This is a genomic window from Marinobacterium ramblicola, assembly GCF_019084545.1.
Lineage (GTDB): Bacteria > Pseudomonadota > Gammaproteobacteria > Pseudomonadales > Balneatricaceae > Marinobacterium_D > Marinobacterium_D ramblicola.
Window position 1 is genome coordinate 104258 of the sequence record NZ_JAHREP010000007.1, and the last position, 13434, is coordinate 117691.

Annotated in this window: 9 protein-coding genes; 5 read left to right on the top strand and 4 right to left on the bottom strand. The window is 60.4% G+C overall.

Annotated features, from left to right (window positions below; genetic code table 11):
* Nucleotides 1-623: 623 nt before the first annotated feature.
* The gene (locus KQ940_RS07200; RefSeq protein ID WP_217412760.1) at nucleotides 624-4868 is read left to right on the top strand and encodes a beta strand repeat-containing protein; all 4245 of its coding nucleotides are present in this window, start codon (nucleotides 624-626) and stop codon (nucleotides 4866-4868) included.
* 183 nt (nucleotides 4869-5051) lie between these two features.
* A complete protein-coding gene (locus KQ940_RS07205; RefSeq protein WP_343222627.1) occupies nucleotides 5052-6380 on the top strand; it encodes an aminoacyl-tRNA deacylase and HDOD domain-containing protein in 1329 nt (442 codons plus the stop codon).
* A gap of 25 nt (nucleotides 6381-6405) precedes the next feature.
* On the opposite strand, the gene KQ940_RS07210 is transcribed toward KQ940_RS07205, so the two are convergent.
* A complete protein-coding gene (locus tag KQ940_RS07210; protein WP_217412834.1) occupies nucleotides 6406-8325 on the bottom strand; it encodes an ATP-binding cassette domain-containing protein in 1920 nt (639 codons plus the stop codon).
* Between the two features lie 76 nt (nucleotides 8326-8401).
* On the opposite strand from KQ940_RS07210, the gene KQ940_RS07215 reads away from it, so the two are divergent.
* The gene (locus KQ940_RS07215) at nucleotides 8402-8902 is read left to right on the top strand and encodes a TIGR02444 family protein (RefSeq protein ID WP_217412761.1); all 501 of its coding nucleotides are present in this window, start codon (nucleotides 8402-8404) and stop codon (nucleotides 8900-8902) included.
* A gap of 60 nt (nucleotides 8903-8962) precedes the next feature.
* Entirely contained in the window at nucleotides 8963-9697 is a 735-nt protein-coding gene (bamJ, locus tag KQ940_RS07220) for a BamJ family beta-barrel-assembly machinery protein (protein WP_217412762.1), read from the top strand.
* A 90-nt stretch (nucleotides 9698-9787) separates the two neighbouring features.
* Here bamJ and KQ940_RS07225 read toward each other — a convergent pair whose 3' ends face one another.
* Entirely contained in the window at nucleotides 9788-10768 is a 981-nt protein-coding gene (locus KQ940_RS07225; protein WP_217412763.1) for a WD40 repeat domain-containing protein, read from the bottom strand.
* Complete coding sequence (gene rsd, locus KQ940_RS07230; RefSeq protein ID WP_217412764.1) at nucleotides 10765-11238, bottom strand: sigma D regulator; 474 nt, start codon at nucleotides 11236-11238, stop codon at nucleotides 10765-10767. The genes KQ940_RS07225 and rsd overlap by 4 nt, the downstream gene beginning before the upstream one ends.
* A gap of 152 nt (nucleotides 11239-11390) precedes the next feature.
* On the opposite strand from rsd, the gene KQ940_RS07235 reads away from it, so the two are divergent.
* Entirely contained in the window at nucleotides 11391-11795 is a 405-nt protein-coding gene (locus KQ940_RS07235; RefSeq protein WP_217412765.1) for a flagellar basal body-associated FliL family protein, read from the top strand.
* A gap of 54 nt (nucleotides 11796-11849) precedes the next feature.
* On the opposite strand, the gene gshA is transcribed toward KQ940_RS07235, so the two are convergent.
* Nucleotides 11850-13415, bottom strand: a complete 1566-nt coding sequence (gene gshA / locus KQ940_RS07240) for a glutamate--cysteine ligase (RefSeq protein ID WP_217412766.1) — start codon at nucleotides 13413-13415, stop codon at nucleotides 11850-11852.
* Nucleotides 13416-13434 lie beyond the last annotated feature (19 nt).

The window sequence follows — 13434 nt, forward strand, 5'->3', positions numbered from 1 at the left end:
GGAAAGATATTGCAAACATAGGTGTGTACGGAACGGTTTCAGCATCGGAAGACGCAGATGATACTCTTGGTGTTGTTAAATATACAACTGATTATAGTGTAGGTATTTCCGCTAAGTCTGAGGCGGAGATTGATTTAGGGATCGCCAAGTTTAAATTTGGCGATGAGCTTGACCTTGCTAAATATTCAGTTCATAGCGAATGGAGTATCAATGAAGATGGAGCTGTAATATCTGAGAAGACGACCACAGATATAAAGACGGCTTTTGATGGAGAGCCCCTATATAGTCCTAATAACGGAGGGCCTCCGGGGACCGCTGATACAAGCCCCGAGCTGTTATCCTATCTTGAGGCCTTTAATAATACGTACAGTGATCTAGCTGCTTTGTCCGAGACACAGGCTGCAGTGTCAGAATTTGCCATAGATGACGACAAAGCCGCCTCCTCCTATCAAAGTAGCTCGGATAGTGGGGGCTATGATGGGGGATACGCCAATGATGCACATTCAAATGACTACGCGGGCTCCTTTGGAGATTCCGGATATGGGAATAGTGACCATTACGGCGGTGATTTTGGTGGCTACGCCCCCATAGCACTCGACCTGGATGGTGATGGGGTCGAGTTGGTGTCACCGGACGAGTCCTCAGCAAGTTACGATGTAGATGGCGACGGCTACCGTGAACCGACCGGTTGGGCCGGGCCAGACGATGGCATATTGGCCTATGACAAGGACAACGATGGAACGATCAACCAGACCGATGAGATCGTATTTACCGGATATAAAGAGGGCGCGACGACGGACCTGGAGGGGCTCGCCGCATTTGACTCGAATGGTGATGGCCAGCTTGGCGCAGCAGACGATAGCTGGAGCCAGTTCGGTGTTTGGCAGGACCAGGACCAGGATGGCGTGGTCGATGATGGTGAGTATGCCAGTCTGGACGAGGCGGGGATAAGTGCTATCTCTCTCGGTTCCGATAGTGTCTCTTATGAGCAGGATGGCAATGTCGTTAACGGTACCGGTAGCTATACCAAGAGCGATGGCTCGGTGGGGCAATTGGGTGACGTTTCGCTGAGCTATATCGATGCCGAAGCTACCGATCTGCCGTCAGGCATTACTGATCCCCGTTCCGAAACGATCGCGTCTACCAATCAGGCCCTGGATACTGATGTCGAGGCTGACGGAATACTGGGGACGAATTCAAACGATTCTCTGAGTGCCGACGGCAGTACATCCGTCTTTATGCATGGCGGCGATGGCGACGACACGCTCACGGGGAGCACCGGTCACAATGTGCTGATCGGCGGTAACGGCAGCGATAGCCTCAGTGGCGGCGCCGGAAACGATATTCTCGGTATCGACAGCGCAGATTCCAATATAGATGGCGGAAGCGGTACCGATGCGGCCTATGTATTGGGCAATGCCGGCGTTTCTCTGGATCTCGGCAGTTCGAATATCGAAGTTGCCGTAGGCGGTAGCGGCAATGACACGTTCTCCACCAGCTCCGCGGCAGCCGTGACACTGAACGGCATGGATGGTCAGGATGCACTTTCAGGTGGGCATGGCGATGATCTGGTGCTCGGCGGCAATGGGGCAGATACCCTGTCGGGCGGAGACGGTAATGATGTGCTGGTCGGTGGTGATGGTGCCGATAGTCTGAGCGGCGGTAACGGGCACGACGTGCTGTATATCGACAGCAACGATACTCAGGTTGATGGTGGTGCCGGTTTCGATCAGTTGCTGGTAGCGGATAGTCAGGGCGTCTCTTTTGATCTGGGTGCCGGCGATATCGAGTATGCGGTCGGTGGTGCCGGCAACGATACCTTTACGGCAACCGGCTCGTCATCCGTCACGATGGCTGGCGCTGCCGGCAACGACACCCTGTCGGGATCCGAATTCTCGGATCGCCTTTACGGTGGCAGCGGTGACGACAACCTGAACGGTAATGCCGGTCACGACGGTCTGATTGGCGGAGAGGGGAGCGATATTCTGGTCGGTGGTGCCGGTGACGATCTTCTGATCGGTGGCACTGGCTCTGATACTCTGCACGGCGGTACGGGGCATGATGTCCTGGGGATCGACGCGGACGATCTGCAGTCCAATCTCGACGGCGGTGCCGGTGTCGACATGGCCGTGGTTACCGACGGGCGCGGCGTGACCTTCGATCTGGGCGCTGCCAACTTGGAGATCGCCATCGGTAACACCGGTGATGACCAGTTCAGTACCAGTGGCGCCGACTCGGTGCTCATTGATGGCGGTGCCGGCAGTGACAGCATTAGTGGTGGTAGCGGTGACGATATCCTGTTTGGTAACGTCGGGGACGATGTGCTGGCAGGCAACGGCGGCGCCGATCTGCTGATTGGCGGTGAGGGCTCGGATACCCTGCAGGGCGGTGTCGGTGATGACCTGCTGGGCATTGATGCCGATGATCAGCAGGCTGACCTCGACGGTGGTGCGGGTGTCGATATGGCCGTTGTTACCGACAAGCGTGGCGTGACCTTCGACCTGGGTGCTGCCAACGTGGAGATTGCCTTCGGCAACATGGGCGATGACCAGTTCAGCACCAGTAGTGCCGAAGCGGTGCTCATTGATGGCGGCGCCGGCAGCGACAGCATCAGTGGCGGCAGCGGCGACGACATCCTATTCGGTAACGCCGGGGATGATCTGCTGGCCGGAAACGATGGCGCCGATCTGCTGATCGGCGGTGAGGGCTCCGATACCCTGCTGGGTGGTGACGGCGATGATCTGCTGGGTATCGATGCTGATGATCTGCAGTCAAATCTCGACGCGGGCGAGGGTGTCGATATGGCGGTGGTCACCGACAAGCGCGGGGTGACCTTCGATCTGGGCGCTGCCAACGTTGAGATCGTCATCGGTAACACGGGCGACGACCAGTTCAGTACCAGCACTACGGACTCAATCCTGGTAGATGGTGGTGCCGGCAACGATAGCATCAGTGGCGGCAGCGGCGAGGATGTCCTGCTGGGTAGCTCGGGTGACGATCTGCTGGCCGGAAATGACGGCTCCGACCTGCTGATCGGTGGTGCGGGCTCGGATACTCTGCGCGGTGGTGCAGGTAACGATATTCTGGGTATCGACGCCGACGACCTGCAGTCCAACCTCAATGGCGGTGAAGGGGTCGATATGGCCGTGGTTACCGACGAACGCGCCGTCACCTTCGATCTCGGCGCGGCCGATGTCGAGATTGCTGTCGGCAATGTTGGCGATGACCATTTCAGCACCAGCACGACCGGTGCAATTTTAGTCGACGGTGGCGCCGGTAATGACCGTATCAGTGGCGGCGCCGGCGACGATATCCTGCTGGGCGCCGAAGGCGCCGACGACCTGAAGGGGCTGGGGGGCGGTGACTGGCTGAGCGGCGACAGCGGGGCGGACCGTCTCGACGGTGGTGAGGGTATCGACACCGCATCGTACTACGGCAGTGGGTCGGGGGTCACCGTAAGTCTGACCAGTGGTTTAGGGAAGGGTGGCCATGCTGAAGGCGATCAGCTGACGAATATCGAAAATCTGGTCGGCTCCCAGTGGGACGATCATTTGATCGGAGATGGACAGAGCAATCGCTTGGTGGGTCATGACGGAGATGACCATCTCGAAGGATTGGCCGGAGATGATTGGCTGAAAGGTGGAACAGGGGCCGATGTCATTGACGGTGGTGCCGGTATCGATACCGCGGACTTTGAAGGCAGTACCACCGGTGTGGTGGCCGATCTGGCGTCAGGTATTGGCTCGGCGGGCGATGCTGCCGGCGATACCTATATCTCGATAGAGAATATGCATGGCTCGGAGCACGATGACCGCCTGTTTGGCGACGAGGGGGCCAATCGGATCGACGGCTATCTTGGCAACGACCATATAGAGGGCCGCGGCGGTAACGATGTCCTGCTGGGCAACGGCGGCGATGACTACCTTGATGGCGGCGCCGGAGATGACCTGATTCAAGGCGGTGAAGGCGATGACTGGTTGATCGGCCGTACGGGGGCCGATGTGCTCGACGGCGGTGAAGGAAGCGATACCGCCGATTACAGCTGGAGTACCCGGGGAGGGTTCAAGGTCGATCTTGCCAACGGCGCCCTGGCAGGTCCTGATGCTCGGAAAGATACCTTGATCAGTATCGAAAACATAAAGGGAACGACCAAAGTCGACTTCATCTACGGTGACGACGGCAGCAATATCCTGGATGGATACCTCGGCGATGACCGGTTGTACGGGCGAAAGGGTAATGACACGCTGATCGGTGGCCAGGGCCATGATCGCCTCTATGGCGGAGAGGGCGATGATCGGCTCGATGGTGGTGCCGATATGGATCGCTTGTACGGTGAAGACGGCGACGACGTGCTACTTGGCGGCGGCGGTGATGACAGGCTTTATGGGGGAGGGGGTAACGATGTACTGCATGGCGGTGCAGGTTCCGATCGCCTCTATGGCGGTGCCGGACAGGATACCTTCATTTTTAACCGAGGGGATGGTCATGACCGAATCGGCGACGCGGAAGGGTACGATGCGATGCCAAAAGGCAGGAAGACCGCTCCGCTGGATGCCGATACGCTCGGTTTTGGAGAGGGTATAGGCAAGGAGGACCTTTGGTTCGAGCGACGCGGACAGGATCTGGAGATCGACATTATCGGCTCCAATGATCACGTATCGCTGGAGGGCTGGTTCGCCGCGCGGGGCGAGAGAGTGGGTACGATCGAACTGGCATCAGGCGATCGACTGGTTGCCGGCAACGTACAACAACTCATCGATGCCATGGCAGGATTCGATCCTGAAGCCGGTTCCATCGATACCAGCGCCTACGGAGATAGAAGGGAGAGTGTGCAGGCGGTCATTGCCGCCAGTTGGCAAGCCGCCTAGTGTGACGGACATATCCGAACCGCAGTAAATACCCATCCCACTGGTGAACCCGGCGGGATGGGTATGTCAATGCAGGCAAGTCCCTAGGTTTTTTGCTGCTATACGGGACACTTTCCTATACTCTAGGCGCATCTTTGAGCGTTAAGACTCGGCTCGACATCATCGGAAAAAACGGAGATTACGGTGTCTGTTGGCGTACACTTTCCCGAATCGGATTCGACTCTCGATAGCAGCATTCGTCTGGTGCTGATGCACGACGCCCAGGGCAAGGTTCTGGTGCTGCTGCCGGTATCGGCGATGCTGAACCTGGCGGTGCTGTGGACGCTGACCGGGCGCAAGCTGCAAGCGGTGCGCGGTGAAGACGCCGAGCGCTTCTTCAACCAGCAGGGATTGCAGAGCGAGCAGGGGCAGCAGCGGCTGATGCAGAGCTTCCCGCTGGTGATCGACGCCTCCCTTGAAGGGCGTGCCGAGCTGCCGCTCTGTGAGCTGACCTCTGGCCTGACCTTCCGCTGGCAGTACCTGGTTGCGGAGCAGCAGGTGCAGTTCGGCGCTATCGCGGTAAAGCCTGAGTTCGGGCGCATGCGCAAGCAGCCGGGGGGCGGTGAGGACGTGGTCGCCATCACCCGTGCCGTCGAGCGTTTCACGGCGTTGCGGGTTCAGCAACGGCTGGAAGATACCCTGGGCCTGCCTGCTCTGGCGCCGACCACGCAGAAGATCATCATGCTGCGCTCCGACCCGGATGCGGGTGTGGACCAACTGGTGCCGGTGGTACGCCTGGATCCCAGCCTGTCGGCTCAGGTGATGAGCTGGGCGGTCTCCCCCTATTACGCGGCACCGGGCAAGGTCAATTCGATCGATGAAGCGATTATCCGCGTGCTGGGCTTCGATCTGGTGGTCAATCTGGCGCTGGGCATCGCCATGGGCCAGGTGCTCAAGGTACCGGAAGAGATGCCCCGAGGCTCGACCCCCTACTGGCAGCAGTCGATCTATACCGCAACGCTGTGTGAAAAGCTCGCGCGCAAGATTCCGCTCGAAAATCGGCCCAAGATCGGCCTGGCCTACCTGGCCGGCCTGCTGCACAACTTCGGCTATCTGGTATTGGGCCACCTGTTTCAACCCCAGCAGGCCGTTCTGTCCCGCTATGTTGAAGCCAACCCCCATCTGGAGCCGGTATTGATCGAGCAGCAGGTGCTGAACGTGACCCGGGATCAGATCGGCGGCTGGCTGCTGGAGAGCTGGAACCTGCCGGAGGAGGTCTACAGCGCGATCCGCCAGCAACAGTGTGAGGCGCCCGACGGCGAGTGCGCAAGCTATGCCGGCCTGCTGCAGCTGAGCAAGCAGCTGCTGCGGCGCGAGGGGCTGGCCGACGGGCCTATCTTCGGTATTGATCCGGAGCTGTGCGAGCGCCTGGGGCTGAGCCTGGAGCAGGCGGATGATGCGGTCAGGGAGCTGCTCGGCTATCAGGACGATCTCAACGAGCTGACGCGCACCCTGAGCCGGGCACGCGCCTAGTGCTGTCTAACTTGGGGCTGAGCGCTTAACCGGCGTCGCTCAGCTCCGCTTCCAGCTGTTCCAGCGCTTCCAGCTGCTCCAGCCAGGACTCTTCCAGCGTCTGCTGTTGCTGTACCAGTTTGGCCTGATCCGCCAGCAGCTGTTTCAACTGCTGCTTCTGGCTGTCGTCGTAGATCGACGGGTCGGACAACTGGCTCTCCACCTCGGCCAAGGCCGCGTTGATCCCCTCCAGCTCCTTCTCGAGTTTCTCGACCGTCTTGCGTAACGGGCGCAGTCGGGCGCGATTGTCCGCTTCGCGCCGCTTCTGCTCCTTGCGCTCGGCGGCGCTCAGCGAGCGATTGTCACGGGGTTCGGCGCCGGACGCCTCCTGCTCCCGACGCTGCTGGCCGAGCCACTGGTGGTAGTCATCCAGGTCACCCTTGAACTCCTCCACCCTGCCGTCGGCCACCAGCAGGAACTGATCGACGGTATTGCGGATCAGGTGGCGATCGTGGGAGACCAGGATCAGCGCGCCGTCGAAAGATTGTAGTGCCAACGTAAGTGCGTGACGCACCTCAAGGTCCAGGTGGTTGGTGGGTTCGTCGAGCAACAGCAGATTGGGCTTGCGCCAAGCGATCAGGGCCAGCGCCACCCGTGCTTTCTCGCCGCCGGAGAAGGTCTTGACCGGATCCAGCGCCTGGTCGCCGATGAAACCGAAGCTGCCGAGGAAGTTGCGCAGCTCCTGGTCCGAACTCTTCGGCGATATGCGTTGCAGGTGCAATAGCGGGGATGCATCCAGGTCCAGCGCTTCCAACTGGTGCTGGGCGAAGTAGCCGATCGCCAGGTGTTCGCTCTCGTGGCGTTCACCGCGAACCAGCTCCAGATCGCCGACCAGGCTCTTGATCAGCGTCGACTTGCCGGCGCCGTTGTGACCAAGCAGGCCGATCCGCTCGCCCGGGGTCAGGGTCAGGGCGATATCTCGCAGCACGGTGCGATGGGGGTAGCCCAGGTCGGCATCGTACAGGGTCAGCAGTGGCGAGGAGACCTTGTCGGAACAGTCGAACTGGAAGCTGAACGGACTGTCGATGTGGGCAGGCGAAAGCTGCTCCATCCGCTCCAGCTCCTTGATCCGGCTCTGTGCCTGCTTGGCCTTGGAGGCCTTGGCCTTGAACCGGCGGACGAAACTCTCGATCTGCTCGATCCGTGCCTGCTGCTTGTCGTAGGCGGCCTGCTGCTGCGACAGTTTTTCCGCCCGCATGCGCTCGAACGCGCTGTAGTTGCCCTTGTACAGATCCAGCGAGCGGTTGTGCATATGCACCACATGGCCGACCACCGAGTCGATGAAGTCACGGTCGTGGGAGATCAGCAGCAGGGTGCCGGGGTAGAGGCGCAGCCACTGTTCCAGCCAGATGGTGGCGTCCAGATCCAGGTGGTTGGTCGGTTCGTCTAGCAGCAGCAGATCGGAGCGGCACATCAGTGCCTGCGCCAGATTCAGGCGGATGCGCCAACCACCGGAGAAGCTGTTCACCGGCCGCTCGGCATCGCCGGGCATGAAGCCCAGGCCATCGAGCAACAGGTGGGCACGGGATTCGGCCCTATAGCCGTCGATCGCTTCCAGCTCTGCATGCAGCTCGCCGATTCGGCCGGCCAGATGCTGGGTTTCGGCTTCTGCCAGCTGCGCCTGGATCTGGCGCAGGCGGGCGTCGCCATCGAGAATATACTCCAGCGCGCTGCAGTCGGCGGAGCTGACCTCCTGCGCCATATGGGCGATCGACAGCCCTGCCGGCAGCGACAGTTCTCCTGCGTCGGCCTGCAGCTGCCCGAGCAGCAGCTTGAACAGGCTCGATTTGCCGACGCCATTGTTGCCGACGATACCCACCTTCCAACCCGAGTGCAGGGTCAGGTTGGCCTGCTCTAGCAGGGGCAGTGCGCCGCGATGTAAGCTTAGGTTCTGGATCTGAATCATGGCCGCGAATAGTACAGCGCTTGCCCCGGCCAGCGCCAGTACCTGTGCATCTAGCCGCACCGATAATGGAGTGCTCGTGTCGCTGAACAATCCCCTCTGGCAGACCGCCTTGCGGCTGTATGCCGTGCCCGGCGTCGAACAGGCCGCGCTGGAGCTGCAGCGCGCCGGTTGCAGTATCAACCGGATGCTGCTGGCGTGCTACCTGGCGCAGCAGGGGCGACGGCTGGTGCCGGCGCTGCTGATCGGTGAGGCACTTGAGTGGCAGCAGGCGCTGACCCATCCACTGCGTGAGCTGCGCTATAGGGTTCGCGCGCGGAAAGCGGAAAATGAGGAGCTGGAACCCTGCTACCGTGCCTTTCGTCAGGCGGAGCTGGCGTGCGAGCAGGTCGAACTGATGCTGCTCTGGGATGCGTTGTCTGCGCTGGAGCTGCCCACCGCCGAGGCGGGAGAACCCCTGGCCAGACGCAATCTGGAACAGGTGCTGGTCGCGTCGGGGGTCAGTGATCCGGGTCGATTCGATGCCGAACTGTCGCTGCTGATAGGTGCGACCTTGGCTGATCCTCTGGCCAGCGGCTGAACTTTCACGTTTAATGACCGACTAACACTGCACATGCGTTCAATCGTTAAGGAATCGAGAATGAAAAAGACCGTACTCGCTGTAGCCCTCTCAGGCGCTCTGTTGTCGGCACCGGCGCTGCAGGCCGAGGAACTGACTACCGATGAGCAGAAACTGAGCTACAGTCTGGGGCTGATCCTTGGCCAGAAGCTGAAGATGGATGTCGAGAATCTGGATATCGAATCCTTTCGCGATGGCGTCGAAACCGTGTATTCCGGTAAGGAACCTCTGCTGACCGAAGAGCAGATCGGTGGTGTCATGCAGGCGTTCCAGCAGCGCAAGATGGAGGAGCAGCGTGCTGCCTTCGCCAAGTTGGCCGACGACAACAAGGCCGCCGGCGAGAAGTACATGGCCGAAAACGGCAAGAAGAAAGGCGTCAAAACCACCGACTCCGGCTTGCAGTACGAAGAGCTGACCGCCGGCAGTGGCAAGAGTCCGACCGAGTCCGATACGGTCAAGGTGCACTACCGTGGCGAACTGATCGACGGCACCGAGTTTGACAGCTCCTACTCGCGCAATCAGCCGGTTTCCTTCCCGCTTAACGGCGTGATTCCGGGCTGGACCGAAGGTCTGCAAATGATGAAAGAGGGCGGCAAGGCGCGCCTGGTGATCCCGGCGGATCTGGCCTACGGTCCCGGTGGCATGGGCAACGCCATCGGCCCCAACGAAACGCTGGTGTTCCAGGTCGAGCTGCTGGAGGTTAATCCTGCTGCAGAAGCTGCAGAAGCTGCAGAGGGTGAGGCCAAGGCCGAGTAATCTCGACACACCCCCTGATAGACTGAAAACGGCCGCAATGCGGCCGTTTTCAGTTGTTAACGTTTTCAGTGGCTATCGTTTTCAGTGGCTCTAGGGGGCTGAGCGCAGGACGTTAAGCAGGCCGTTGGTGCCGATCGCGTAGTAGCGACCCTCGCTGCCGAAGCCGACCGCTTCCACACCGGTGCTGGTCGGGCCGTACGCCTCCCGTTTGTCCACCCGCCAACGGCGCAGCTCCTCGCCGGTGCCCACATTCCACAGCTGCACCATGCCCGAGGCGGTGCCGGTCAGCAACTGTTGGCCATCCTCCGAGAAGCGCGCACTGATATAGCTGACCCGGCGTTTCCACAGGGCTTCGTCCCCGCTAAGGGTGTGCAGTACCTCGCCGCTGAGGGTATCCCAGATATAGGCCAGGTCCAGCGTGGCGGAACTGAAAGCGAAGCGACCGTCCTTGGACAGGGCGACGGTATCCACGGTATTACCGAACTCGATGCTGTGCAGCTCCTCCCCGGTGGCCAGGCTCCACAGGCGAGCCCTGTAATCGTCGGCGCCGGTCAGGGCGAGGCTGGCGCTGCCATCGAGGGCAACGCTGCGAATCCGAGCCGGGTGGAGCAGGCTGCGTCGGATGCCGCCGTTCTTGATATCGAAATAGACCGCCTGGTGGTTGGCGAGCCCAAGTAGTGCGAAGTCGCCGCCTGGCGAGAGTGCCGCCGAGAGTATCTCTGCCGGCGCGCGCCAGTACCAGACCGGCAGGCCGTTTTCGGTATCCCACAGTACCAGGTCCAGGCTGCTGGCGGTGACGGCAAAACGGTTGTCCGGTGAGAAGCTGGAGTCGACGATGCTGGTGTATTCGCCCTGCCGGTGATTCCAGTCATACAGCCGCTCATTGCGCTGGATATCCCACAAGCTGCCGCCGTGGCGGTTGGAGCCCAGCACGGCGTAGTGACTGTTGTATGACAGGGTTGCGCTGTACACGCCCTGGCTGGTGTAAACGTGCGAGCTTGCGGGCTCGTCGCCGCTGCTGCAGCCAATCAGCAGCAGCGCGGCGATCGGCGCGATAAACGCTCTGTTCACGCCTCGTTCGCCACCGGGCGGTGCGCGTTGTGGAGGATTTCGATCAGCTGGTCTTCGAGCTCGAAACGGTCTTCAAGCACCTCGCCGAGCTGTGACAGGTCCATCGCAAAATCGCGGATGTCACGCAGAGTGGGGGCTTCGAAGGCGCCGTACTTGTCGTTGAAATCCAGCGCCGTATCGGTGGTCGGCTGGATTTTCGGGAACAGATCCTGTACCTGCTCGACACTGCCGTCACCGAACTCACTGCCTTCGCGCAGCAGCTGTTCGTAAACCTCGAAATGGCCCGATGACAGGTAGTCCATCAACAGGTCGCAGAACAGGGTCAGCTGCGTGTTGAGTTGCTCACCGATCTCACAGTCGGACAGTGAAAACAGCGTCCGGATCAGCTGTTGGCGCTGTTCCAGCCAGTGGTCGATGATGTCGCTGACACCGCCCCAGCGCTCTTTCGCATCGCGGCATTTTTCCAGCATGGCGCATCCTCCCCTTGAAGTGTGGATCCATAGTAATGCCAAGCCCAATTGCGGTGCAACCGCCCTGGAGTAGCGCTATCGGTTGCCACTTCGAGTCGTTATACTCAAACGCTTGACGTCAGGAACAAAGTTAGGACCCAAGGGGAGAACGAATGCTCAGAGTGCTGTCTCTGGTTGTTGCTATCATGTCCGGCCTGCTATCCCCCACGCTTTGGGCGGCGGAGGGGGAGGGAAAGTCTGACTATATCAGCTATATCGAGCTCAAGCCGTTCGTCACCAACTTCGGCACGGCCGATAACCTGCGTTTCCTCAAGGCGGAGGTGACGATTCAGGTGGACTCGTCCGCTGCGCATCATGCGGTGAATGCCCATATGGCACAGATTCGTAACGATCTGGTGTTCCTGTTCAGTGCCCAGACCGAGGAGAGTGTGGGGACGGTGGCAGCCCAACAGGTACTGGCCGGCGACGCACTGAAGCTGATCCAGGATATGCTGCGCGAAGAGACCGGCGAGCCATACGTCACCGATCTGTTCTTCACCAGCCTTGTCGTTCAATAAGAGCGCAGTAAGAGTGCGCTAAGCGGGGAGTCCGTCAGGGCTCCCTGTAGTAGATTACTGGGCCAGGTATTGGGCCAGATACTGATCGAAGTCCAGCGTGTCGCCGGCTTCGATCTCGGCCTGCTCCTGCAGCGAGCGGGCCGATACCTCCTTGAACGCCAGCTGTTGCGCTTGTGACAGCGGTTCGGCACTCAGTGTGCTGCGGTGGCGGCGGCTTTGCGCCAGTGCCCAGGAGGTATAACCCTCGCCATGCTCATGAATCGCAGCCAGTACCTGGGCCGATGGCGTCAGATCCGGCTCCTCCAATTTGGCGTACTGGGCATCTACCGCACCGCGGTAGTGGCTGTTGGTGGTTACGCCATCCAGCACCTCGGCGGTCAGTCGAACCTGGTTGAGGATGATCCGACCCTGTTCGGCAACGCTGCGCTCGCCCTGTTCACCGAACAGGGTCAGGCCGGGCTCGCGGCCGCGATTGACGATCCGTTCGTGGTTGACGGCGATCCGTTCGCACTCGCTGTCGCCGACCAGCTCATCCGAGCAGAGCAGGCAGGTGAGCAGGAAGGCGTCCATGAAGCGGGCCTGCTCCAGATCGATACCCAGCGGCAGCAGCGGGTTGATGTCGGTGTTGCGTACCTCGATATACTCCACGCCCCTGGCGATCAGCGCCTGTACCGGCTTTTCGCCGGAACGGGTTACCCGTTTCGGACGGATGTCGCTGTAGTACTCGTTCTCGATCTGCAGCACGTTGGTGTTGAGCTGATTGTAGTGGCCGTCGACCCGCACGCCGATCCGCTCATAGGCCGGGTGCGGTGTACGGATCGCCTGGCTCAGCGAGTTGGCATAGGTACTCAGATGGTTGAAGCAGATGTTCAACGCCGATTGGGCGCGATTGGAGTAGCCCAGGTCGCTCATACGCAGTGAGGTCGCATGGGGCAGGAAGAGCGTATCCCGACCCAGCTGATGCAGTTGGTGCTGGCGACCCTGCAGGAAACTGGCGCTCAGTGCCGGCGAGGCGCCGAACAGATAGAGCAGCAGCCAGCTGTAGCGGCGGAAGTTGCGGATCAGCTTGAAATACCCGGCCGACTGGAACGCGTTGCTGTCGCCCTCGGCCCCGGTCAGGCTTTGATAGATCGGCCAGAATGCCTCGGACAACGAGAAGTTGTAGTGGATGCCGGCGATGGTCTGCATCATCTTGCCGTAGCGGTGTTCGAGCCCGACACGGTAGATATGTTTCAGTTGACCCACGTTGGAGCGGCCGTACTCGGCGATACGAATCTGGGCTTCCGAAGCGATATCACAGGGCATGCTGGCGGCCCAGAGCTCCTCGTCACCCAGGTTGTCGAAGGCGTAGCGATGCAGGTTCGCCAGCTGCTCCAGTGCCTGTGCCGGAGAGTCACAGACCGGGGTGATGAATTCGAGCAGGGCTTCCGAATAGTCGGTGGTAATCTGAGGGTGAGTCAGTGCCGAACCCAGTGCACGCGGGTGATCGGTCTGTGCCAGGTGACCCTGGGCATCGACCCGCAGCCCCTCCTTTTCGATACCGTGGTTAAGCTGGGTCAGTAGCTTGGCCTGGCCGTTGGCGACCAGGAGGTCCAGATGTTGTTCCAGGGTTGCCAGCACTGGTCAGATTCCTGTAAGT

Coding starts and splice junctions, on each gene's coding strand:
- KQ940_RS07235 (WP_217412765.1), top strand. CDS start 11,391: ATGCTCAGAGTGCTGTCTCTGGTTGTTGCTATCATGTCCGGCCTGCTA.
- bamJ (WP_217412762.1), top strand. CDS start 8,963: ATGAAAAAGACCGTACTCGCTGTAGCCCTCTCAGGCGCTCTGTTGTCG.
- KQ940_RS07210 (WP_217412834.1), bottom strand. CDS start 8,325: ATGATTCAGATCCAGAACCTAAGCTTACATCGCGGCGCACTGCCCCTG.
- rsd (WP_217412764.1), bottom strand. CDS start 11,238: ATGCTGGAAAAATGCCGCGATGCGAAAGAGCGCTGGGGCGGTGTCAGC.